Here is a 23240-nt window from a genome sequence, read left to right as displayed (position 1 = left end):
CATCAACCGTCAACGTATTTCGGCACGCCGGAGACGTGATGCGTATGACTCTGACGTCCTTGAGTGGGGAACGAGGAAGACACTATGACTTACGCTCTCGTGGCGCTTCCAACCAAATGCAAACGCAGTTGGGACGTACCCGACCCCTCATCCACTTACTCAGGGGTTAACACATGAGACGCCTGCCAAACGTCGTCAAAAGGCGCATCGTCGAACACCTTGCATGCCATCAAACGCATGCCGAGGTTTCAGATTTGATCTTGGAAGAGTTTGACGTCCCGGTGACTCCTAGGCACGTCCGCGCCTACGACCCCACGTCATTCCAATTCGCCGGTTCGTACAAGTGGCTGGAGTACTACCAAACCGTGCGAAAGCGTTATGCGGACGAAATCGGTGGAGTTGCTATCGCGCAGCGAGCCTACAGAATGCGCCAACTTCAACGCCTCTACGATAAGGCGGTCGAACGAGGCGATCTGAATGAAGCGAGGAGCGTGTTGGAGCAGGCCGCACGCGAGGCGGGCAACATGTTTGTGAGAGCGTGAGTCCGAAGTGGCTGAAAGTTAATGCGCATTCGTTGTTTATGAAACAAGTCTCCATCTGAACGGCTGGGCTTGGGACTTTACAGTCATTCCCGGCGGACGGCTTTCGTGGCGGGTTCACTGCCAAAAACAGCCACTCTGCTGTTTTGGAGATGCACCTGAATTTCGACCGGTACTGGGCCGAAAGCGGAACGCCACTTCGTGGGACGAAGCCGTCGGTCCGAGCCGTGGCCGTGAACCTCAAGTTACGCTGAAACCTGCCATTCTCCTGATCTCGAAGCCCGTCTCTCCTATATCAGTGCTTGAGACATTCCGAAAAGGCTCTTCTGGGACGCGGATTGCCCAAGCTGACTTTTGTTTACACGAATGGTGCATTTTCCGGCACGAGTAGAACTTCGCCGCGCACCATGGGGCGTGTCATACCATCGGCAATTTCGTAGGCCACGGTTTGGGCATGGACTATCAGATCGCGGGTCTTCAACTTCTGTCCGTCTGCCTCCTCTAAGGCCGGCTTGATGCTGGTATCCGCTCTGCCAAAGCCGTTAAGCCGTTGAAGCAGCTCCCAGTCGCGCAGGACATGGATCTGTCCCGCCGCATCGCGCCAGACGCCAATAACGATTCGGTTCACTCTTTGGCTCTGCCCCGTCACTTCGTCGCTAATCGATGCCACCAGAAGCGGCGCATCAAGCCGAGTGCAGCGGGCAAGGAATGCTTCGCGGCCATTTGCCTCCTTCAGCGCCCGATCAAACAGGCTATGTCCCACTCCGATCAGCCGTGTGGGTGCTTGCTTTCTGTCGATTGGAGCGTTGCGATCAAACACAAGGCCCGCATACCGCTTGGCAATCGCGTAGTCGCTCCTGCTCCATTCCTCGGGCGCGATGACCTCCAGCCCATCGGCACGGTTCATTGGCCGCTTGCCCTGGCGTTCCAACTCCAGCTTCAGGAAACGTTCCAGATCGGGCAGATCGACCTTGGGAATATTCCGCCCCACCTGGGCAAAATCGAAACGAGCTACGCTACCAAGCATGTCGCGCACGCTCTTGACCAGATCCTCACCCCCGATCGTGGCCGATGCCTTGTCAAACCAATCAGACAACCCTTGGCGACCAGCTTGTCCGGTCCCGCTGAACTGAGCCTTTCCTTCAGAGAATATCGATTCTATTGAAGGCCCGCTCAGCCCTACAACCAACTGTGAGATATCCTCACGCTCATCCATTGCAACATCAAGCGTGGCCTGAATGCGCTCCAGCTTGGCGTTGAGCAGATCCCATATTCGCGCTTCAACAGTATCGGGATTACGCATGATGAAAACCCGCACGTCGCGCTTCTGGCCATAACGCGACAATCGCCCGACACGCTGATGTAGGCGCATCGGATTCCATGGCATGTCGACGTGGATCAGCGTTGCGCAACGCTCCTGAAGGTCGATACCCTCGCCCGCAGCTTCGGTTGAAACGAGGAAGCGCACCTTGCCTGCGTTGAAATCATCCGCTGCCGCCTCGCGCGTCCAGCTGCGCGGGCCTCGGCCCCCGTCGGCACGCGACAGATCATCAAGCTTACCATCACCGTTGATAAAAGCGCAGCAACCATGCCCGAAGCGCGCGTGGAGGGCATCCACGACAAGGGCCTGCGTTGCCTTGTATTCCGTGAACAGCAGGACCGGTTCGCCCGCAGGCAACTCGTCGCCGATCAGGCTTATCAAGCGCTCGATCTTCTGCTCACGGGCTATCGGTTCGGCCAGCGCAAGCAGTTCCTCCAGACGAGCGACCTCGCCGTCCATCAGTTCAACGAGCAGGCGGGCAGCCGCGTTTTCCACCTGTATCGCGGCGTCATCGAGCGTTTCGGGCTCCTCGGGCGCAGCTATGCTGGCGCGGGCGTTCTGCGCGATGGCCGCCAGCTTGTCGCGCCGCTTGACCAGCGCGCTGCGAATGGCGGCAATGGAGCTGGCTGCCAGCTTTTGCAGCGCGATCAGCAGAAGCATCCGCGCGGTAGCGGCCTGACCGGACAGATTCGAGGCATAGGCCCGGCCATCGAGGATGAACGCGCTTAGCGTATCGTAGAATGCGGCCTCTGCTTCCGAGAAAGCGTATTGGCGCGTCTCGACCGTTACTGGGGTGAACAGTCGCTCGCCCTTTAGATCGGTTACGGTCGCCTTATTGTTGCGTATCATGAACTCGGGCAGCGCAGCCAATTGCTGATCGATATCCTTGTCGGGGCCAAAGCGATCGGCATCCAGCAGACTTAGCAGCGCGAAAAATCCGTGATCCTTGCCGCGATGGGGCGTACCGGTGAACAGCAGCAACGACTTGATCTTCTGGCGGCGCTCCATTTCCTTGAGCAGTTCGAGCGACAGTGTCTCACCCGTGCGCTCATCAGCATGAAGGTGGTGGGCTTCATCGACCACCACAGCGTCCCATGGCTCGGCATCCAGAAACGCACTGGCTTCTGCCCTGCCTTCGGCTACTTCCTGTCGCAGCGTGTGAATGGATGCGACGACCATCTGGGTCACGCCCCAGAAATCGGCAGAGGCCTTGGCGATTTCCCGGCCGTACATCTGCACACGCAGGTCGAACATCGTGTGCAGGCGCTTCTGCCACTGCGGCACCAGCTTGGCGGGGGCGAGTATCAGCAGGCGGCGCACTTGGGCGCGCGCGACCAGCGGCATCAGCACGAGGCCTGCCTCAATCGTTTTGCCGAGGCCTACATCGTCGGCAACCAGCCACCGGAACGGCCATTGCCGATTGACCTTGTGGCACACCCAAAGCTGGTGCGGCAGCAACTGAACACGCGAGCGGGAAAATACGCCCCACTGATCGTTGACCGACCGTATCGCGAGCGCGCTTGCGCGCAGCAAGCCATCAGCGCTGTCATCCCAGCGACCTTGCGACAGTGCAAGTTCTAGCGAACGCGCCAGTGACAGGTCGCTGCGCAGCACGGCGTGAATATCGGCGCCAAACCGAACCACGACGGTTGCGCCGGTATCCGCGATAACCTGCCCCGCCCCATGAACGGGGTGGGAGACTGGGGTTTCGGCTGCCAGAACTGTCACAGCCTCAAGCATAGGTCATCTCTTTCCAAGGATCGGCTGCGCACCATGTGCCGCCAAGGATCTGGCCACGTGCCGCCGGCCAACCACTGCCGCGTTCACGTGTATTCAGCAGTTCGAACGGGAGATCGCCATCGATCCCGAACCGAGTCTCTTCACCAAGCGTATCGCAGACGGCGCGGTGGATTTGCAGCCCTTGTGCGACACCCGAATCAAAATCGCCCAAGCCGATCTTCTGCATGAAATTGCGGATCCGCAGCCGCGCGCTCCAGGCATAAGGTTGGACCCGCGTCGCCTCGTCGGCATCATAAATTCCGCGCCGCGCCAGTTCGCGCACTATCCAGTTTGCCCCCATGCCAAGCGACTTTGCCAGTGGCGCGGCGTCCAGCCCCATCCGGCCGACAATCTGGCTGCTGCTCGGACGAAACAGATCCGTGAGCACCACGTGGGAGCCGTGCTGGGCGATCATTTGTGGCAAGGCCAGCAGGATTTCGCGGTAGGTGCAAAGGTTGCGTGCGATCAGGCACATATCGCCAAGACAGCGGCGCCAGAGGAGATAATCCTCGTCCGCGCCGATGGCGCTCCATTCGATCAGCCGGTCAACATAGGGGCGCAGTTCGTGATCATGCTCGCCAACTCTCGCCAGATCTTGCCACCAATCTTCTTTCAAGCCGCGCAGCACAATCCCGCGTGACTGTTGCGGGGTGATCCGCCCCAGCGTTTGAAACGAGCCGAGCGCCAGCATGGTGAACCAGGCAACGTCGTCACCCGCTTGCAAGGCATTGGCCCCGCACACTTCGTCAAGTTCGCCATACGTCAGCTTGTCATGGCGCGCGGAGAGTTCCTCGCGGTTCTCCTGCCACCATTCGGCTACGTCATTCAGGATTTCCTCGGCGCTGCGTCCGCTATCGTCTGGGCCAATCGTATCGTCGGTGGGAGGTGGGTCTTCAATGCCCAACCAAGCTTCAAGCGTGCCGCGTTGCTGCCGCGTCAGGATATCATAGGCGGGCAGGCCACGAAGAGCCTCGACTGAGGGAAGCCAGTTCAATCCAAGGATCTGCCTAGGGCGATCAGCGAGGTAGATCAGTGCCGCAAGGCATCTTTCTGGCTCCGAATAGGCAGTGGCCAGATGCTGCCGTTCAACATGGGCAAGATAGCGCCGGGCTAATTGAGCAAATTCCACCGCGTCGCCCTGGTAGTCGGGATGCAGCCGGGCCTCAGGCGGCATGAAAGCAGCACGCAGACGCTCAGTTCTTCCCTCATCGTTTTCACGGCTGTCCTGCGGAAACCAAAGTTGGTTAGAAGGAACGTAATTGCCACTTTCCGCACGCAGTTGCACCGTGCGAAGCGCTCCATCAACGCGCTGGCGTTCTTCTGGGTGCCAGCTATCTCGGGCGCTGGAATTGAAGACGGAACCAACCATGGCAGCGAGTCCGGCATCGACTTCGGCGCTCCAGAACAGTTCCTGCGCGAGCGTGCCCAAATCGATCCCGCGTGGAGCATCGAACCCAAGGTGTTCCAACCGCTGCGCCCACAGGTCCTCAGTCGCTTTGACGCAAGCACCGAACTGCGGCCGCCAGCTATAGACCTTTTCGCGGACGGACTTATCCGTGAGCGTGTGGCGGTAGACGCCGTCCACTTCCCCGGCGCAGACTAGGCCTCCCGCGGCCAGTGGCACCACTCCGCATTCGGCGAACAGCTTGGTCAGTCCGTAATGCGCGCCAATCTGATTCGTTCGCGTTTCCGTGCCGTGCAGTTCGCAGGCCAGATGATCGGATGTGTCTCCGATCATGTCTTTGATCAGCCGGGCGAAGAAGGCATCTCGGCCTTCAAGCGCCAATCCAGCAGTCGGTGCAATCGCGCTCCAGCCTTCGAACAGTTCGACAAGCCGTTCACCCAGCGGCCCGCTGAGTCGGCGCATCGCGGCTCGTTTGTCGTCAGCCTGACCATGAAGCCCGCGGCGGCCCTGGTCCATCTCGAACGCACCGTCTATCAGCCACGCGACTTTCAGATCCTCGCCGTCAAGCGGGGCAAGGTTCCACAACCGGCCCCAGCCAAGCGCGAAGGGCACCGGCACTCCTTCGAGCAGCTTGAGATACAGCTGGTGCTTTGGCCCGAGATCGAGCCGCAGCGCGTGCTGATCTCCGCCGTAGGTGACATGTGCGATCTGTTCGCTGGGTGTCGGCGTCACTTCCGCCTTGCCGCTGAGCACCCCTTCGCCGCCACCATCGATCAGGATCACTTGGCCAATATCAGGTGCGGTGACAGGGAGGAACTTGGCCACTTTGGTGAATTCGTCCCATGCGCGGCCAGCATCCCGCTCACGGCCCGGTGCTATCGGCAAATCGACGATCGTCGCCTGCGCTGCGCGGGTGTTGTAGTGCTGTTGAAGCACACGGCCTTCCTCCCATGGGTAGGGGATCATGCCACCACGGATGCCGAACAGCAGCCGCCCACTCGCCACCCGCGTATTGTCACTCAGCATATGGCACGTTTTGAAGCCGAGGCCGTGCTTGCCGCGATCCTCGCCCTCCTTCTCCGACGAATCGAGATCCAGCATGTTGTCGAGATCGCGTTCGTAGCGAAGCGGGGTTTTTGGCCCGCCCGGCACATTGATGGGCCGTCCCCAATGGATAAACCGCAAGTGGCAGATCGCGCTTTTCTCATCGCGCGTCGCCTCAACGCGCACGTCGGACTTTTCGCCTTTCTGGTGGGCCGCATCGACGGCGTTTTGAAACAGTTCAAACAGCGTGCGCTCGGGTGCATAATTGCGGCGCACCATCTTTTCGCGGATCGCTGCAAGCAGCTCGCCTGCTGCTTCAGGCTTCTCGATTGCGGCCCAGAGGTTCTCCTTGGCGCGTCGGCGCGACTGGGTATCGTCGGCGTCGTGTCGGCCCTGCTTGCGATCGGCATCATGGCGTGTGAGCGCAGCCTTGAGGTAATCGCCGCGGGTCAGCTTCTTGATGCGCTCCGCCAAACCGTCTTTGATGTCGGCGATCAGTTCATCAAGCGTGGCCTGATCGGATTTCAGGTACCCGTCGAATTGTGCGAGAACCGCATTCAACTGGTTCGGCATTCGCATGCCGATCGGCTCGACCAGTTTTTTCACCGCGTCGCGCAACAGTCCGGTCGCGTGGTTCAGGTCGCGCGGTTCGATCGGCGACATCGACAATTGCCAGCTGTTTGCGGACCCAGCTGCCTTGATGCAGCCATAGAGCAGCGCGCCTTCACGTTCCGCGCGGGCAAGCATGGGCATCCCCGCGGCCGAAAGTACAAGCGCCTGCCCTTGGCTCAACGGCACCACGTCCAACTTCATCTGGGCCATGTGGTCTGGCAGAGGATCGCAAAGTCCGAGAAGCTGCTTGGAAGCGGCGTCGAGATCTCCGCAAATGGTATCGAAACCCGGGTTGCCTTGAAACTGCTCAGCCACGCGGCGGATCGCTGGCCCACGGCCCAGCATCGCCAGCACCACAAGTGCCGCACTGTGCAATTCATGAAACAGCCGGAATGGGGTGAACAGTTCCTGCGCCTTTTCAGCGATGGGGACGCTTGGGACGTCTTTGCCAGAGCTCGTCGGTACGTAGTTTGCAGGAAGATCGAAGTGCCAGCGGGCGGCGAGGCTATCGCGGTCCTCAACCCCTGTGGCTATGAGCGCCAGCTTGTCGGCCCGCGCAAATGGGCCCGCCTCGCTTTCGACCAGCAGATCGGCAGGGAGGAACTGTGTGGCAGAACGCAAAACCTGATTGTGTGCGGTGAACCCTGCGCGCCACAGACGCCGTGCCGCATCTCCCACTCTGCCATCGCGCTGGGTGGAGATTGCCAGTGCATTGAGCTGGTCGACCACCGAGTCGGTATCAGGCGCGGCGAATTTAACACCAGTCAAGACGGGCCGAAGCGCGTCCTCGCTATCAAAGGCGCGCAGGGTGCTCGCCAGCATCGGCCAGGCCGCTTCCTCGAGATCGCAGTTGGCCTTGGCGAGCACCGTGAGATCAGCCTGATCATCCATCAGATCGACGACCAGCCCGTTAATTCCGTTTGCCGCCATGGCGCACAACACCCGGTGATAGGACTTCGCGCGATCATCGATAAGCCCATGGCGATCAAGCTGGCTCAGCAGGGATTCGGGCAGCTCGCTGCGAAGAACCGGTGCCGGTCCTGCCATGACCTCGCCCCACGCGGTGAGCGCGCAAGGCAACAGATCGTGCACTGCATTCGGCGCGGCGCCGATGCCATTTACAGTAAGCCATGCCCTCTGGCGCAGCTCGTCAAGCAGAGCGGGCCCCAGCGTTGAAATCCGGCCCAGCGCCTCCTGTATTTCAGCACAGAACTGGTGTGGCTCGGCATCGGCCAGCGCGAGCTCAATCTGGCGTTGTGGTGTCCAGTCGTCGATCAGCCCGATCTGACCCGCCTCAGCCTTGCGATCGGGCCACGGATCAACGATCCGCACCAACTTGCGCATTGCCACTGGAACCGCATCAAGCCGGCCGCGCAGCAACGCATCAGGGCGGTGCAATCCATCCTCGCCCGTCACCTTATGCAAAGCCAGCTTCACCAGCACGTCCCTGCTCAAGCCCGAGCCGAGCAGCGCCATCGCCTCCTCATCTGAAAATGGTTCGACTAGAGCGCGGCGGCGCACCAGCTGATCCCCCAGCCAGGCGAGATCGAAGTCGGTTACATTGGCCTTCTCTGCATAATCAGGAAATTGCTTGCCGAAGAACGCAGGGTCGACCATCCGAACGCTGTTATCGGCTGCGATCAGCTTGGTGGCGATGTCCGTCAGTGCGGAGGGCAGACCGACGATGCGTGCAAGGCTATCCGCATCCTTGAGGCCCACATCACCAGCAATCAGGCGGCGCAGCAGCGAAGCGGGCAGGTCTTTGTGCAGATCATCAAACAGGGCGATCCGATCACCCAATGTTCCAAAACGCAGCACTTTTCCGACAACCGCAACCTTATCTGCCGGGCGGTTGGCTGACGCCAGCTCATGGCCCTTCGGCAGTTTGATCGAAACATTGGCGCGCAACTGATAGATTGTTGGTTCAACCACAGCAGCCGCCAGTTTCACGATGCTGCCAACCCCTCGATCAAACAACAGCCTTTCGCCCACCAGTCCCAACACAGTGGAAGGGGACAGCAGCACCGAAGCCTGATCAGAAGCGCGCACAGTGGGGATGATTTTCAGCAAAACCGCTTTGCCGTCGTGTGCAAGCTCGTCCAGCGCTGGTCCGTGCTCCAGCACAAGGGCGATCAGCGTCACGGCCTGATCGGCTACGCGGCCTTGCCTTGCTGCCAGCGGTTCCAGCGCGGTCAGCAGATCAACCGCCTCAGCCTGTGGCAGCGGGCGGGTATGGGGTTCGTGTCCGTCCTCGAGCCATTCGGCCCGGATGCAAAGGGCCTGAGTTTGCACGGCAATATGTGCGAGCAGATCCGGCTCGATCACTGCCTTGGGCAGCACGATCAGCCGATCGGTTGGCAAGTGGCGTGTCAGCAGTTTGATCTGGACCATCGGCGCCATTTTCGCCTTGTCCCGCATGGCGGTGCGGAATGCCTTGGCCATGGCGGAGAGCGCCAGCGGCCCGAGCGCTCCTTCCCTGCCGACCACATCATCGAGGATCGCGGCCAGCGTCTGTGCCGCATCCCTTGCGCCAAGCGCAGCCGGGGCCATTCCGGCGATCAACTCGGCGAGTTCACGGTCACTCCATCGCGGGCGTGCTTCACCCAGCGTTGTACCTTGCGCCAGCACGAAGCCGTGAGCCTCGCGCCACTCTTCAAAGCCTTTCCATGCCTCAGTCAGGCGGCGCGGGTGGGTCGCGTCTGATTCCGGGATCGGGCGCAGCTTGTATGCCTGTTCAATCGACCAGGTCTCCCCGCTCGTATCGAGCAGCCTCGCGAGCGCCCGGCCATGGCAGATCGCACCGGCGTTCTGTGGCCACCACCCTTTTTCATTCCCCAGTGCGCGCACCAGGTCATAGCGGTCTTTGTTGGTCGGCAGCGACTGCACCGCGCTGGCCACTGCATCAAGCACGCATGGCAACGTGGCTTCCCGCTCAAGTGCCTCGTTCCAGCAGATCTTCGCCGTGTCCTGTCGCTCGCTGCCGTCGCCCCTCAGGATCGAAGAGCGATTGCTCGAGACAAAGAAATCACCATGGATGACGAGATCGACGTTCTCATTGCCGTTGAGTCCAGCTTCATCAAGGATGGCATTGGAATCCTTGGCAGGATCGCCAAGCGGCAGATAGACACCCTGCCAGATGCGCAGCCGTGCCGCAGTGCCGTGCTGTGCCGGGTGGCGGCAGACCACCGCCGCACCGTGAGGAGACGCCTTGACCGCTTTAAACCCAGTCAGTGTCCACGCTTTTGGCCATTCCGATCGTTCGCGTAGCGCCATGGCTTCGCCTTCGGGAGCTTGGCTCTGGACGCCATGGACACTGGCGTGCCCGCCATTGACGATGAACTGGCCGCCAAATGCAGAATGCATCGCTGACTGCGCTTCGCTTCCTGGACCGGACAGACGCGTGAACCCGGCTTTCACATCTACACACCAGTCGCTTTCACCGGGGCACCTGATCTCGATTCGCTCAAGATGGCGAAGGCATGCAATGGCAGCGTGAAGTTGAACGCTATCGACGATGTCCTTCAAAGCCTCACGCGGTGTCCACTGCGCTGGCATAATGCGCATCTGGGGATCGTGGCCGGGGCGCAGCGTGGCAGAGCGCAGCGGAATATAGAGCACCAGCCCTCGTTCCATCCGGGCCTGCTCTGCCCAGTCGGACACGATGTCGTCGTCGCGTGTGGACATCGTCTTCCAGGCGTGCGCGTGGTCTGCGGTCTCGATATCCTCGTAGGGGTTCAAGACCATGCTTGTGGGCGTTTGGCTGCCATCCAACCGGGCAAACACCACGTAGGCATCACAGAGGTGGTAAAGTGCCTTTTGCCCCAGGCCAAAGCGGCCGACTGCCTGAGCATCGCCTCCCTTGCCGCCGCCCGCCGCCAGTTGCAGCGCTTCCCAGTTGGCCGCGCTGACAAGCCCACTATTAGCTACGAAGATCCCGGGTGCCCGAAGCAATGCATTGTCGGCCCAAGCGAAGCCTTCATGTCCAGCCAACAGCAGTCGCTTAGCGCCGACATCGTCCGCGTTCTGGACCAATTCCTTGAATATCGTGAAGCCGGAGCCGTAACCTTCAGTGAGCAGGGTCTGGATCTGCTGAATTGTCGCTTCTGGTGGGGTCTTTAGGGCGGTCATGCAGGCTTCCAGTTGGCCCGAGTATAGCCATGGCAGTAGGTATAGTGATTATCTGCATTTTCAACGTGCGATTTATTACCTTGAATGGCTGACATATATATTCAGTACTGAGTGCTGCATAGGCCAACCCCTTGACCGTGAACCATTTTCGCACCCGGGACTCAATGTTAGCCTCCGGCCTTCATCTGCCGACTTCCGACTGAGCGAGGTGTGAGGCCGTTATTCGTTTTTGACCCTTCGCCACGCGTCGATTTTACCCTTGTGTGCTTTCTATTTGAAGTGCGAATGTCCGATCGGAGTGTAGCATTTTGCCGTGGGTGGGGCGAGCCCCACCCACGGCAACAAAGTTCACGTCGCTATCAGAGCGTTGATTTGCTCTCCAACGACCTCGGTTGGTGTTCGAAATCCGAGGCACTTGCGCGGCGTGTTGCTGAGCCTCTGGGTAATAGCTGCCAGATCAGAATCGGGCAGTGCGGCGATGTCAGTATCAAGCGACAGAAATCGGCGGATACGGCCGTTGCTGTTCTCGACGCTTGCCGCGCGATTTTCGATGTCAAAGCCCGCCGTCTCCCAGCACCTTTCCATTCTCGAGAATGCAGGTTTAATAGCCAGTGAAAAACGTGGCCAGTTCGTGATCCACCGTCTGATTCCAGACAATTTGGTCAACACGCTGGATTCCTATGTGCAGGAAGTGTGCCCGGTTTCGCGCCCCCTGAAGCGCGAAAGTGCAGAGCTATCATCGGTCGATGCGCTGGAACGCGAGGCATCCTCTCGGGATTGGCGCATTTCATCGCGTGATGACCGTAGTTTTGCAAAAGGGCAGTCACAGTAATTTGGAGACGGCTGCCAATATCAAGGTGGGGTCAGTCGATATATCATTGGGGCAGAATCCCAGATGCAGTATTCGCTCTCGCGCAACGGTAGCTTGCGCCGCGCAAAGTTGCCATCGAGAAGTGCCCGGCGCCCGGGCTTTCGCCGCGTGGGGACATATGGCCATCGCCCATATCAAAACCGGGGCCGAAAGTCGCGGAGTTCCGGTCGTTTGCGGGGACCATATGGCCTTCAACGGCATACCCGCTGCCGAGCAGCCCCAGCATCTCACGCACTGATTTTACGGTGTTTTTCCCCGTACTTCAGCAGTGTAACTGCGTAGGGTGTGCCCCTGTTCACAGCTTTTGGCGTCGCCGCCTGAATGCGATCCCCTCTTGAATGACCGTCATGGAATCCACTTCGGCAGGGAGGTGCGGCCAGCGCCTTCCGAGCGGAATTGTCCCGTGGTGTCCAGCTTTAAGCAAGCGCGCTATCGGGGAGCGATTATGGGAACCAAGGGCCTTGCTTAAATTTTAGCAAAGAAAATCAAGGTGCAGTGGCGGAGACGGAGGGATTCGAACCCTCGGTACCGGATTTACCAGTACGACGGTTTAGCAAACCGTTGGTTTCAGCCACTCACCCACGTCTCCGGATCGCAGCGGCGAAGCGGGGCTATAGCGAGGGTCATGGGGGGCGGCAAGGGCTTGGGTGGCAAAAATCAGCATCAGGCGACTTTCCGCACAAATCGGCGCTTGGCCGTGTTTCTGACTCGACTCATCGCCCGTTCATTGTCGGCAACGCATCGTTCGATTCTGTTGGAGATTGGACAGTTTCGCACATGGTCCGCTGAAGGGCGGCAACAGGCGTGCGGAATGACGGGATGGGTATCAGGCTGATGAAACGACTCAAAAACCGGATGTTTGCGTCTGCTCTGGCAGCGATGCTGGTGTGGGCTGGCAATCCCGTCGCCGCGCAAGTTCAAACGGTTGATCCCAATGCGGTGATTGACGGAGATCTGATCGCGCCGGGTTCTGCGCCTCCTGCCCCTGTGGCCAAGCCTGCCGGATCAGAAGTGGGCACGCTTCCTGCTTTGCCCGCAGATCAGCCAGCGCCTCCGCCCGCAGGCGCGCCTTATGTCCCGCCCGTGAACGGCCAGCCTGCGGATATGCTACCAGCGGGGCCTGCGCCTGCGGCCTCGCCGTCGGCTGGCGCTGCGTCCTACAAGGAAGATGATCTGATCGGCGCAGCCGAGGGCGTGTTTGGCAAAGGGGCTGCGGGCCTTGCCGATGTGATCAAGGATCTGCTGAAAAAGCAGGGTGAGCCCAATGCCTATATCGTCGGGCGAGAGGCTGGCGGTGCGCTGGTGGTCGGCGTCCGGTATGGTTCGGGCACGCTGCATCATAAGGTTGAGGGCGAGCTTCCGGTATATTGGACCGGGCCTTCGATCGGCTTTGATGCCGGGGCCAATGCCGCCAGCACGTTCGTGCTGGTCTATAACCTCTATGACAGCAACGAGTTGTATACGCGGTTTGCTGCGGGTGAGGGCCAAGCCTATCTGATTGGCGGGTTCCACGTCAGCTATATGCGCAAGGGCGACAAAGTGCTGATCCCGGTGCGGTCAGGGGCGGGGCTGCGGCTTGGCGTCAATGGCGGCTACATGAAGTTCTCGCGCAAGCAGAACTGGTTCCCGTTCTGAGGCGTTTTCGCAACTTCCCACCGAAATTGGCGTCACCGCCCTTATATTCGCAATGCGGGGCTTGCTCCTGAAGTGTTCCGGCGGCATGGAGCCGCCGCGTTTGCTACCCGCAATGGAAGGCCTAAGCCCATGCTCGAGAACCTTGCCGCACAGCCCGCCGATGCTCTGCTGGCGCTGATCAAGCTTCACAATGCCGATCCGCGCGCTGACAAGATTGACCTTGGCGTGGGCGTTTACCGCACTTCCGAAGGCGATACGCCGGTGTTCAAGGCGATAAAGGCGGCCGAAGCGCAGCTGCTCGAAACGCAAGGCTCGAAGGCCTATCTTGGCCCCGAAGGCGACATGGGCTTTGTCCACGCGCTGATTCCTTATGTGTTCGGCAAGGACTTTGACCGTTCTACCGTGGAAGGCATGCAGGCGCCCGGCGGCACCGGCGCGGTGCGGCTGGCGGTGGAAGTGGCCAAGCGTTCGGGCGTGAAGCGCATCTGGATGGGCACGCCTTCGTGGCCCAACCATGCGCAGATCGTTGCGGCAGTGGGCGTTGAGCTGAAGACATTCAGCCACATGACCGCCGATGGCTTTGCCGATCTTGACGCGCTGAAGGGCGCGCTGGCGCAGGCAGAACCGGGCGATGCGGTGCTGCTGCACGGCTGCTGCCACAACCCTACGGGCGTGGACTATACCGAAGCGCAGTGGGACGAAATTGCGCCGCTGTTGGCAGAGCGCAAGGTGCTGCCGCTGATGGACCTTGCCTATCAGGGCCTCGGCGCGGGCATGGAAGCCGATGCCTATGGCCTGCGCAAGGTGCTGTCGGTGGTGCCAGAGGCTCTGGTCGCCTATTCGTGTGACAAGAACTTCGGGCTTTATCGTGATCGCGTCGGCGCGTTCTATGCGGTGACGTCAGATGCGACCGCGCTGGCAAATGCCATGGCCAATGGCGCAACGATTGCGCGCGCATCGTGGTCGATGCCGCCCGATCATGGTGCGGCTGCAGTGCGTCTGATCCTTGCCGATGAAGCGTTGACCGCGATGTGGCTGGCAGAGCTTGATGACATGCGCGACCGGATGCGCTGGGTGCGCGATCGTCTGGCCGCTGCGCTACAGGTGGGGCCGATCAACATGGCGCCGCTGGGTGTGCAAAACGGACTGTTCTCGATGCTGCCGCTGAAGGCTGAGCAGATCTTGGCGATCCGTGAGAAGCACGGGGTCTATATGGCAGGGTCGGGCCGCATCAACATTGCGGGGCTGACCACGGGCAATATCGACCAGTTCGTCGAGGCGCTGCGCGACGTGGCTTAAGGCACGCTGCAATCTAGGGCTGTGCGCCCCCGCCCTTCGATGAACTCAGGGTAAACTTCCGGCAAAGCCGGAAGGCGGGGGCCTCAGGCCGTTTAAACCACCGTTGCGTAACCACCGGCGCTTGCAACACCCCTTCTGTAACAACACCGAGGTCCCCGCCTGCCCTGCGGGCAGTTTATCCTGAGCGGCTGGCTTGCCAGCCAGCCGAAGGGCGGGGACGCCAGGCATCAGCTTGCCTCGCGCGCTTCCTTCAACCTGCCCTGCCGCGCGATCTCCTCGGTGATTGCAGGATTGCGGAACAGCATCGCGAAGGTCTGCTTGTACTCCGGGTTCTCCGGCAGATGCGTCTGCACCGCTGCCGTGGTGGCAAGGCCGCGTTCTTCCACGCCGGTGAGGAATTCGGCGTGAGTCAGGATGTAGAGTTCGTCATTGAGGATGCCTTCCAGCACGCGTTCGCCCACCTGCTCCTTGGTCTGATACAGGTGCATGAAGTTGCCGCCTGATGCACGGCGTTTGTCCGCCTCGGCATAGCCGGTGTCGGCAAGGTCTGCGGGCCGGGTCTTGGCGGCATCGGCGATGTTCGATTGCACCGCACCGGGGCAAAAGGCGCTGCAGATCACGCCACGTGATTCCAGTTCGGGACGCATGCATTCCATCATCGATGTGACGGCGGCCTTGCCCGATGAATAGATCGTGGTCATGCCCACTGGCACCAGTGCGCTCATCGATGCGGTGCATACGATGTGCCCACCTTCGCCGTGCGCCAGAATGCGCGGGAGCATGGTGACGATGCCGTTGATCGAGCCGCCAAGGTTCACACCCATGACCCAGTCCCAATCGGCATAAGTCGCAAGTTCTGTCGGGCCGACAACGGCAACCCCGGCATTGTTGACCAGCAAGTGAATCTTACCGAATCGGGCCTCAACCGCATCGGCAACTTCTGCGAATTGCGCGCGGTTGGTGACGTCCAGTTTCACGGCCAGCACGCGGTCACCGCCTGCCAGTTCTTCCACCGCCGAATCGAGGTGGTCCTGACGGATATCGGCGATGGTCACATTCATGCCCGCGCCCAGCAGGGCTTTGGCAATGCCAAGCCCGATCCCGCTGGCTCCACCTGTCACGAACGCCGTCTTGCCCGGCAGATTTTGCATTGGCCTCTCCTCAAGTGTCTGCCCCGGCATGCTGATACCGCTGCCGGGAATCATTTTTCACGCTTGGTATTCACCAGCCGGGAATTGTATGCAAGACTAACAATATCGACGCTGCAAAAAGTCCGGGAATGGGCAGGTGCGGCAAGAGAGGAAACGTCATGGCAGGTGTTGTCGCGCACATGGATTCTGGGGCGAGTCCCGAAGCGAATATGGTGATGGAGCGCGAATGGCCGTCAAGCGGCTCAGCCTACTGGGCGCTGTTCGTGATCGTGCTGGCCACGTTCCTGACGTTCTTCGATGCGGTCACGTTCGGCATGCTGGCCGAGCGGATAAAGCGCGATTTCGGGCTCACCGACTCGCAACTGGGCTTTCTGGCCGGGCCTGCCAGCATCATCTGCTATTTCTTCGTTGGCATTCCTTTGGCGCGCTTGGCCGATATCTATCCGCGCAAATATGTGCTGGGGGCAGGGGCAGCGCTGGTTGGTGTGATCATCGCTGCGGGCGGCCTTGCGCAAAGCTTCGGGCAGTTCGTGGGCAGCCGCGTGTTTCTGGCAGCAGGCGGATCGGCCCATGCGCCATCGTCCTATTCGCTGCTGGCTGATGCTTTTCCGCCCAAGAAGCTGACGCGGGCTTTCGCGCTGCTGCAATTCGGCTTCATCGGCGGGACCACGTTGGGGCCCCTGATAGGCGGGATGCTGGTCATGGCAACCGCAGGCTGGGGCGCGACGCAACTGGGGCCGCTCACGATCCTGGGCTGGCAGTGGATCCTGATTTTCATGGGGCTGCCATCGTTGCTTGTGGCGCTGCTGTTCCTGACTGTGAAGGAGCCGATGCGGATGGCCCCGGTGGCAGATGCGCCGCAGGTTGTGACCGGCGGCGGTTTCTGGCGCAGCGTAGCGACTTTCATGGGGCTTGACGCCTTCCGCGCGATCAATGCCAAGCCGCGCGTCTACTACCCGCTGTTCGGCGCATTGGCGCTCAGCGCGGTGGAGACGTTTGGCCTGCAATTCTGGCGCGTGCCTTTCATGATCCGCACCTTCGGCTGGAATGAAGGGCAGATCGGTGCGGCGCTGGGCGGGACGATTCTGGTGGCATCGCTTTCAGGGTTGCTGCTGGGCGGAATCTTGGTGGAATGGCTGGCCAAGCGCTACAAGGACGCCAATGTGCGGGCGGCCACGTGCTGCTTTGCGGGCGTTACCGTTTGCACCATCGCCGCCATCCTGATGCCGACCGCGTGGGGTTCGCTGATCCTGTTCGGCTTTTCGGGCATGTTCGGTATCGCAGGAGCTGTACCGCAGAACGCTGCGGTTCAGCGCGTGGCGCCCAATGACATGCGCGGACAGGTGACGGCATTCTACCTGTTCATGTTCACCTTCTTCGGCGCGATGGGCAGCTATGTGGTGGGCAAAGTGCAGGATGTGGTGATCGGCGATCCAGCACAATTGTGGAAGGCGTTGCTGATTACCGCCTGCGTGCTGATGCCGCTGGCCACCTTCCTGATGTTCAGGGCGATCAAGCCCTATCGCGAAGAAGTTGAGCGGCTGGAAGCGCTTGGGCGTTGACAGGCCAGATTGCATCACGCATTTAGTTAGTAACACAAACTAAATAACATGGGAGCTGGACGTGTCTGACGATAACCAGATTGCCGCGCTCGAAGCGCGCCTGAACGACCTTGAGAAGCGCCTGACCGTCCGCGAGGACGAGCTGGACATCCGCAAGCTGCAGCACCTCTATGGCTACCTGATCGACAAGTGTATGTATAACGAGACGGTGGACCTGTGGACCGACGATGGCGAAGTGCGCTTCTTCGGCGGGGTGTGGAAAGGCAAGGAAGGCGTGCGCCGCCTCTATGTCGAACGCTTCCAGAAGCGTTTCACTTATGGCAACAATGGCCCAATCGATGGCTTCCTGCTCGATCATCCGCAGATGCAGGACATCATCAACATCCAGCCCGATGGCGTAACCGCGCTGGGCCGCGCGCGTTCGATGATGCAGGCCGGACGCCATAAGGATTATGAAGGCGATGCCCCGCACCTGAAGGCGCGCCAGTGGTGGGAAGGTGGCATCTACGAGAACACCTACAAGAAGGTGGACGGCGTATGGCGTATGCATATCCTGAACTACATGCCGATCTGGCATGGTGATTTTGAATCCGGCTGGGCCAACACGCCGCATGAATATGTGCCGTTTCCCAAGGTGACCTTCCCCGAAGATCCGACAGGCCCCGACGAACTGCTCGAAGGTCACTGGCTGTGGCCGACGCACAAGGTCAATGCCTTCCACATGAAGCACCCGGTGACCGGCGAGGAAATGATTCCGCAGCGCTGGCAGGGCGATATCGACCGCGAGAACGCGCGCGGCTAACAGCTTGCGGGCAGGTGCCTCCCACCTCCCGGCACCTGCCCGCAAACCTGATGGAACAGAGATGACCCAGTATCCTTCGCTTCACATGATCATTGATGGCCAGCGCGTGAGCGGTGGCGGACGCCGCACCCACGGGGTCGTCAATCCGGCCACGGGCGAGACCATTGGTGAATTGCCGCTGGCCAAGGCGGCTGATCTCGACCGCGCGCTGGAAGTGGCTGCCGAAGGCTTTCGTATCTGGCGAGGCAGCACGCCGCAACAGCGCGCTGCCGTGCTGCAAGGTGCAGCGCGGCTGATGCTGGAGCGGCAGGAGGATCTGGCGCGCATCGCGGTGATGGAAGAGGGCAAGACTCTGCCAGAAGCGCGCATCGAAGTGATGATGAACGTCGGCCTGTTCAATTTTTACGCAGGCGAAGTGTTCCGCCTTTATGGCCGCACGCTGGTGCGCCCGGCGGGGCAGCGCAGCACGGTGAGCCATGAACCGGTCGGCCCGGTCGCCGCATTTGCGCCGTGGAACTTCCCGCTCGGCAATCCGGGGCGAAAGCTGGGCGCGCCGATTGCTGCGGGCTGTTCGGTGATCCTCAAGGCGGCGGAAGAGACGCCTGCATCGGCCTTGGGCGTGCTTCAGTGCCTGCTGGACGCCGGTTTGCCCGCCCAAGTTGCGCAGGCGGTATTCGGCGTGCCCGATGAAGTCAGCCGCCATCTGCTCGGCTCTCCGGTCATCCGCAAGCTGTCGTTCACCGGGTCCACCGTGGTCGGGAAGCACCTGATGCGGCTGGCGGCGGATAACATGCTGCGCACCACGATGGAGCTGGGCGGGCATGGGCCAGTGCTGGTGTTCGGCGATGCCGATATCGACAAGGCGCTCGATATCATGGTCGCCTCCAAGTTCCGCAATGCGGGCCAAGTCTGCGTAAGCCCTACGCGCTTTATCGTGGAAGAGAACGTGTTCGAACGCTTCCGCGATGGCTTTGTGGACCGGGCCGGGAAGATCAGGGTCGGCAACGGGCTTGAAGACGGCGTGCAGATGGGGCCGATGGCCAATCCCCGCCGCCCCGAAGCGATGGACCGGCTGATAGCCGATGCCAAGTCGCGCGGCGCGACATTGCACACAGGCGGTGAGCGGATCGGCAACTCCGGGTATTTCTATGCGCCCAGCGTCCTGTCCGATGTGCCATTGGACGCCGATATCATGAACGAAGAGCCGTTCGGCCCGGTGGTGATGATCAATCCTTATCGCGGTGAAGAGGCGATGATCGCCGAGGCCAATCGCCTGCCCTATGGCCTTGCCGCCTATGCCTGGACCGATAGCGCGGCGCGGCAGAAGCGCTTGGCGCGCGAGATCGAAACCGGCATGCTGGGCATCAACACCACGATGATCGGCGGCGCAGATTCTCCATTTGGCGGGGTCAAATGGTCGGGCCACGGGGCAGAGGATGGCCCGGAAGGCGTGATGGCCTGCATGGTGACCAAGGCCGTGCACGAAGGCTGACCGCCAAGGTGTCGAACCTGTTGTCCAATCCGGGGCGCTCGCTCTATGGAAGGCATCGCGCTCCTGCCCGATTCCCTTACGGACATTGCCATGTTCAGACACCTTGCCGCCGGTGTCCTGCTTGCAATCCTGCCCCTGTCGACCGCTCAGGCCGCGCAGGAGGACGAACAGGTCTGGCTGGCCCAGTTCTCGACGATCAACCTCGACAAGCGCGTGCTGCTCTTCGCCGAAGCGCAAATGCGGCTGACCGATGGCGCGGATCGGCCCAGCCAGTTCTTTCTTCGCCCGGCGCTCGGCTATCAGGCCAGCGATGCGGTGAGCGTCTACGGCGGATATGCGTGGGTCCGCGTCGAGCCGCTGAACGGCGCGGCGGTGACCGAACACCGTGCCTATCAGCAATTGTCGGTGCGGCTGGTCGGTGGCCCCGGAAAAGTCACCGTCAACAGCCGCACCCGGCTGGAACAGCGCTTCATTGTGGGCAGGTCAGATATGGGCTGGCGCCTGCGCAGTCTGGTGCGGGTCGATGTGCCGCTGGGCAAGGGCTTTGGTGCCATCGTAACCACCGAACCCTTCGCCAATCTGGACACGACCACGTGGGGCCAGCGCGCCGGGTTCGATCAGATCCGTGGCTTTGCCGGAATCGGCATCCCGGTGGCGCCCGGCATCGCGCTCGAAGCGGGCTATGCCGGGCAATATGTCAATCGCTTTGCGGCCCCGGACCGCATGAATCATATCGGCAGCGTGTCGTTCAACATTCGGCGTTGATGCGCGGCAGGCTGCCCTTGCCCAAAGGGAGGCCTGTTTGACCCATGACCTGAACACCGGCGGTGATCGCGGATATTTGCGCATCGCCACCGAAGAAGCCTTTGCCACGCAGGAGATCATCGATGTCTATCTGCGCATGATCCGCGAAGGGACGGCGGATAAGGGCATGGTCTCGCTCTGGGGCTTTTACGCCACATCTCCTTCAGAACGCGCGATGCAGATCATGGAGCGGCTGCTCGATCTGGGCGAGCGGCGGCTGGCCGATATGGACGCAACCGGCATCGACAAGGCGATCCTGGCGCTGACATCGCCCGGCGTGCAGCCCTTGCTGGATGCAGGCGAGGCCAAGGCCATCGCCACGCGCGCCAACGATGCGCTGGCCGCTGCCTGCGAAAAGCACCCCACTCGCTTCATCGGCATGGGCACGGTCGCGCCGCAGGACCCGGAATGGTCGGCGCAGGAAATCCGGCGCGGCGCGACCGAACTGAGCTTCAAGGGCATCCAGATCAACAGCCACACGCAGGGGCGCTATCTGGACGAGGAATTCTACGACCCGATCTTCCGCGCGCTCGTCGATGTGGACCAGCCGCTGTACATCCATCCGGCCACGCCGCCGGATTCGATGATTGCGCCGATGCTCGAAGCGGGGCTGGACGGCGCGATCTTCGGCTTCGGGGTGGAAACCGGCATGCACTTGCTGCGCCTGATCACCATCGGCATTTTTGACAAATACCCGAGCCTGCAGATCATGGTCGGCCACATGGGCGAGGCGCTGCCCTATTGGCTCTACCGGCTGGATTACATGCATCAGGCGGGCGTGCGGTCTCAGCGCTATGAGCGCATGAAGCCGCTGAAAAAGACCATTGCCGAATATATGCGGACCAACGTGCTGGTCACCAATTCGGGCATGGCGTGGGAACCTGCGATCAAGTTTTGCCAGCAGGTGATGGGCGAGGATCGCGTGATGTATGCGATGGACTATCCCTATCAATATGTGGCGCAGGAAGTGCGCGATATGGATTCCATGGACATGAGCGCAGAAACGAAGAAGAAGTTCTTCCAGACGAATGCGGAGAAGTGGTTCAAGCTTTGAAGCAGCGCTGCGTCCCCGCGAAGGCGGGGACCTCGGTGGTGTTACAGAACGGTTGCTTAAAACGCCTGAGGCCCCCGCCTTCGCGGGGGAGCAGGGGCTTTTGTTGGTGGCGTTGAGAACAAGATGACGGGAGAGCCAATGACCACGCAGCAGCGCCGTACCCTTGCCCCCGGCGCATGGTACGCGCTTGTCCTCGTCGCGCTGACCAACGCGATGAGCCTGCTGGACCGGCAGATTCTGGCGATCCTTGCGCCTGCGATCAAGAAGGACCTGAACATCGGTGATGCCGAGATGGGGCTGCTCTATGGCACTGTCTTTGCACTGTTTTACGCGCTGTTCTCATTGCCGGTAGGGCGCTTGGCCGATGGCTGGGTGCGCACGCGCTTGCTAGCGATCAGCCTGCTGTTCTGGTCTGCGGCAACGGGTCTTGCCGGCTTTGCCAGCAGCTTTGCGATGCTCGCCCTCTCGCGGCTGGGTGTGGGGATTGGCGAGGCGGCAACCGCGCCTGCGGGGACGTCTTTGCTCTATGACTTCTGGCCAAAGCACCGGCGCGGCTTTGTGATGTCGGTGATGGCATCGGCCATCGCGCTGGGCCTTGGCGGATCGCTGGTTCTGGGTGGTGTGGCCGCCGGATGGTGGGACGCAAATCACGCTGCGGGGGGCCTGAAAGGCTGGCAATTCGCTTTCCTCGTTGCCGCCGCGCCCGGCTTCGTGCTTGCCGCTTTTCTGTGGACGCTGAAAGAGCCGACGCGCGGTCAGATGGATGGGATCGATACGGCACCCGATCCGCGCCCGTTCCGCGCCAGCCTTGCGCTGCTCGGCTCGGTTACGCCGGGGGTACACTGGATCGGCATGAAGGGCAGGGGTGCCAGCGCAGGCATGGTGCGCGGCAATCTGCTGGCGCTGGCGGGCATTGCCACCGCTGCCGTGCTGCTGACGATGCTCAGCACGGCCATAAGCCCCAAACCCGCCATGGCTTTCGGCGCGATTTCGCTCAATCCCCACGCGCTGCAATGGACCGTGATTGGCCTTGGCGTGTTCGTGATCGTCAACCTGATGCAGGGCATGAAACTGGGTGATGCTCAGGCGTTTCGCGTGATTTCGCGTTCGCCCACGCTGATGATGTGCATCGCTGTGGGCACGCTGCAATCGGTCCTGAACTATGGGATGATGGCGTTCAACCCCAGCTTCCTGATCCGCAGCTATGGCCTGACGATGCAGGAAACCGCGCTGCAATTCGGCTTGCTGTCTGCCGCCATGGGCATTGTCGGGCCGCTGGTGTGGGGGCCGCTGTCGGACTGGCTGAACCAGCGCTTTCCCGGCGGCGGGCGGGCGTGGGTCGCGCTGTTTGCGATGGGCGTTTCGCCGCTCATGTCGTTCTGGGTTTACTACGCGGGTGATCCCGGCAGCTTCTACGCGCGGTTCATGATCTACAGCTTCATACTGACCGGGTGGATGCCCCCGCTCTATGCGATCATGTATGACCAAGTGCTGCCTCGGATGCGCGGGCTGACGGCGAGCCTGTACCTGCTGGTGATGACCATTCTGGGCATGGGTATCGGGCCCTATGTGGTGGGGCTACTTTCCGACGCGACCGGATCTTTGCGCACCGCGATGCTCTCGATCAACGTGGTGGCGATCCCGATTGCTGTGCTGATGGTGCTGATTGCGCGCCGCGCGGAGCGAGATGAGGCGGCGCTGCTGGAGCGGGCCGCGCCGTAACTCGCGCGTCCCCGCGAAGG

At 61.1% G+C, this 23240-nt stretch carries 13 protein-coding genes, 1 tRNA gene and 1 pseudogene; 10 read left to right on the top strand and 5 right to left on the bottom strand.

What is annotated here, in order from left to right; translation table 11 throughout:
- Nucleotides 1–173: 173 nt before the first annotated feature.
- A complete protein-coding gene (locus AC2A1F_RS15850) occupies nucleotides 174–542 on the top strand; it encodes a DUF2280 domain-containing protein (RefSeq protein WP_484209750.1) in 369 nt (122 codons plus the stop codon).
- A 355-nt stretch (nucleotides 543–897) separates the two neighbouring features.
- Here the strand turns inward: AC2A1F_RS15850 and AC2A1F_RS15845 are convergent, their stop codons facing one another.
- From AC2A1F_RS15845 to AC2A1F_RS15835, 3 genes and pseudogenes are all read right to left on the bottom strand, one after another.
- Nucleotides 898–3600 (bottom strand): DEAD/DEAH box helicase, encoded by a 2703-nt coding sequence (locus AC2A1F_RS15845; protein WP_484209749.1) that lies wholly within the window; start codon nucleotides 3598–3600, stop codon nucleotides 898–900.
- The gene (locus AC2A1F_RS15840; protein ID WP_484209748.1) at nucleotides 3593–10828 is read right to left on the bottom strand and encodes a sacsin N-terminal ATP-binding-like domain-containing protein; all 7236 of its coding nucleotides are present in this window, start codon (nucleotides 10826–10828) and stop codon (nucleotides 3593–3595) included. Before AC2A1F_RS15840 ends, AC2A1F_RS15845 begins: the two co-directional genes overlap by 8 nt.
- 348 nt (nucleotides 10829–11176) lie before the next feature.
- A pseudogene (locus AC2A1F_RS15835) lies at nucleotides 11177–11362 on the bottom strand (IS30 family transposase); the annotation flags it as partial.
- A 16-nt stretch (nucleotides 11363–11378) separates the two neighbouring features.
- On the opposite strand from AC2A1F_RS15835, the gene AC2A1F_RS15830 reads away from it, so the two are divergent.
- Nucleotides 11379–11660 carry an ArsR family transcriptional regulator gene (locus AC2A1F_RS15830; RefSeq protein ID WP_484209747.1) on the top strand — a complete coding sequence of 94 codons (282 nt, stop codon included), beginning with the start codon at nucleotides 11379–11381 and terminating at the stop codon, nucleotides 11658–11660.
- 535 nt (nucleotides 11661–12195) lie between these two features.
- On the opposite strand, the gene AC2A1F_RS15825 is transcribed toward AC2A1F_RS15830, so the two are convergent.
- Nucleotides 12196–12288 (bottom strand) — tRNA-Ser (locus tag AC2A1F_RS15825).
- Nucleotides 12289–12533: 245 nt separating this feature from the next.
- Between AC2A1F_RS15825 and AC2A1F_RS15820 the strand changes: the two genes are divergently transcribed.
- Entirely contained in the window at nucleotides 12534–13334 is an 801-nt protein-coding gene (locus tag AC2A1F_RS15820) for a DUF1134 domain-containing protein (RefSeq protein ID WP_484209746.1), read from the top strand.
- A gap of 129 nt (nucleotides 13335–13463) precedes the next feature.
- Nucleotides 13464–14633 (top strand): amino acid aminotransferase, encoded by a 1170-nt coding sequence (locus AC2A1F_RS15815; protein WP_484209745.1) that lies wholly within the window; start codon nucleotides 13464–13466, stop codon nucleotides 14631–14633.
- A 227-nt stretch (nucleotides 14634–14860) separates the two neighbouring features.
- On the opposite strand, the gene AC2A1F_RS15810 is transcribed toward AC2A1F_RS15815, so the two are convergent.
- Nucleotides 14861–15784 (bottom strand): SDR family NAD(P)-dependent oxidoreductase, encoded by a 924-nt coding sequence (locus AC2A1F_RS15810; RefSeq protein WP_484209744.1) that lies wholly within the window; start codon nucleotides 15782–15784, stop codon nucleotides 14861–14863.
- Between the two features lie 158 nt (nucleotides 15785–15942).
- On the opposite strand from AC2A1F_RS15810, the gene AC2A1F_RS15805 reads away from it, so the two are divergent.
- The 6 genes from AC2A1F_RS15805 to AC2A1F_RS15780 all read left to right on the top strand — a co-directional run bounded on the left by AC2A1F_RS15805 (nucleotide 15943) and on the right by AC2A1F_RS15780 (nucleotide 23220).
- Nucleotides 15943–17346 carry an MFS transporter gene (locus AC2A1F_RS15805; RefSeq protein ID WP_484209743.1) on the top strand — a complete coding sequence of 468 codons (1404 nt, stop codon included), beginning with the start codon at nucleotides 15943–15945 and terminating at the stop codon, nucleotides 17344–17346.
- Nucleotides 17347–17407: 61 nt separating this feature from the next.
- Nucleotides 17408–18148, top strand: a complete 741-nt coding sequence (locus AC2A1F_RS15800; protein WP_484209742.1) for a nuclear transport factor 2 family protein — start codon at nucleotides 17408–17410, stop codon at nucleotides 18146–18148.
- A 61-nt stretch (nucleotides 18149–18209) separates the two neighbouring features.
- The gene (locus AC2A1F_RS15795; RefSeq protein WP_484209741.1) at nucleotides 18210–19640 is read left to right on the top strand and encodes an NAD-dependent succinate-semialdehyde dehydrogenase; all 1431 of its coding nucleotides are present in this window, start codon (nucleotides 18210–18212) and stop codon (nucleotides 19638–19640) included.
- Nucleotides 19641–19730: 90 nt separating this feature from the next.
- Nucleotides 19731–20405: a DUF2490 domain-containing protein gene (locus AC2A1F_RS15790; RefSeq protein WP_484209740.1), complete on the top strand. Its 675-nt coding sequence runs from the start codon at nucleotides 19731–19733 to the stop codon at nucleotides 20403–20405.
- A 37-nt stretch (nucleotides 20406–20442) separates the two neighbouring features.
- Nucleotides 20443–21498 (top strand): amidohydrolase family protein, encoded by a 1056-nt coding sequence (locus tag AC2A1F_RS15785; RefSeq protein WP_484209739.1) that lies wholly within the window; start codon nucleotides 20443–20445, stop codon nucleotides 21496–21498.
- A gap of 138 nt (nucleotides 21499–21636) precedes the next feature.
- Entirely contained in the window at nucleotides 21637–23220 is a 1584-nt protein-coding gene (locus tag AC2A1F_RS15780) for an MFS transporter (protein WP_484209738.1), read from the top strand.
- Nucleotides 23221–23240 lie beyond the last annotated feature (20 nt).

It is taken from the genome of Novosphingobium sp. HNCC26BN242, assembly GCF_057180525.1.
The sequence above is the reverse complement of the archived record's forward strand: the minus strand, read 5'-3'. Positions and strand labels throughout refer to the sequence as shown.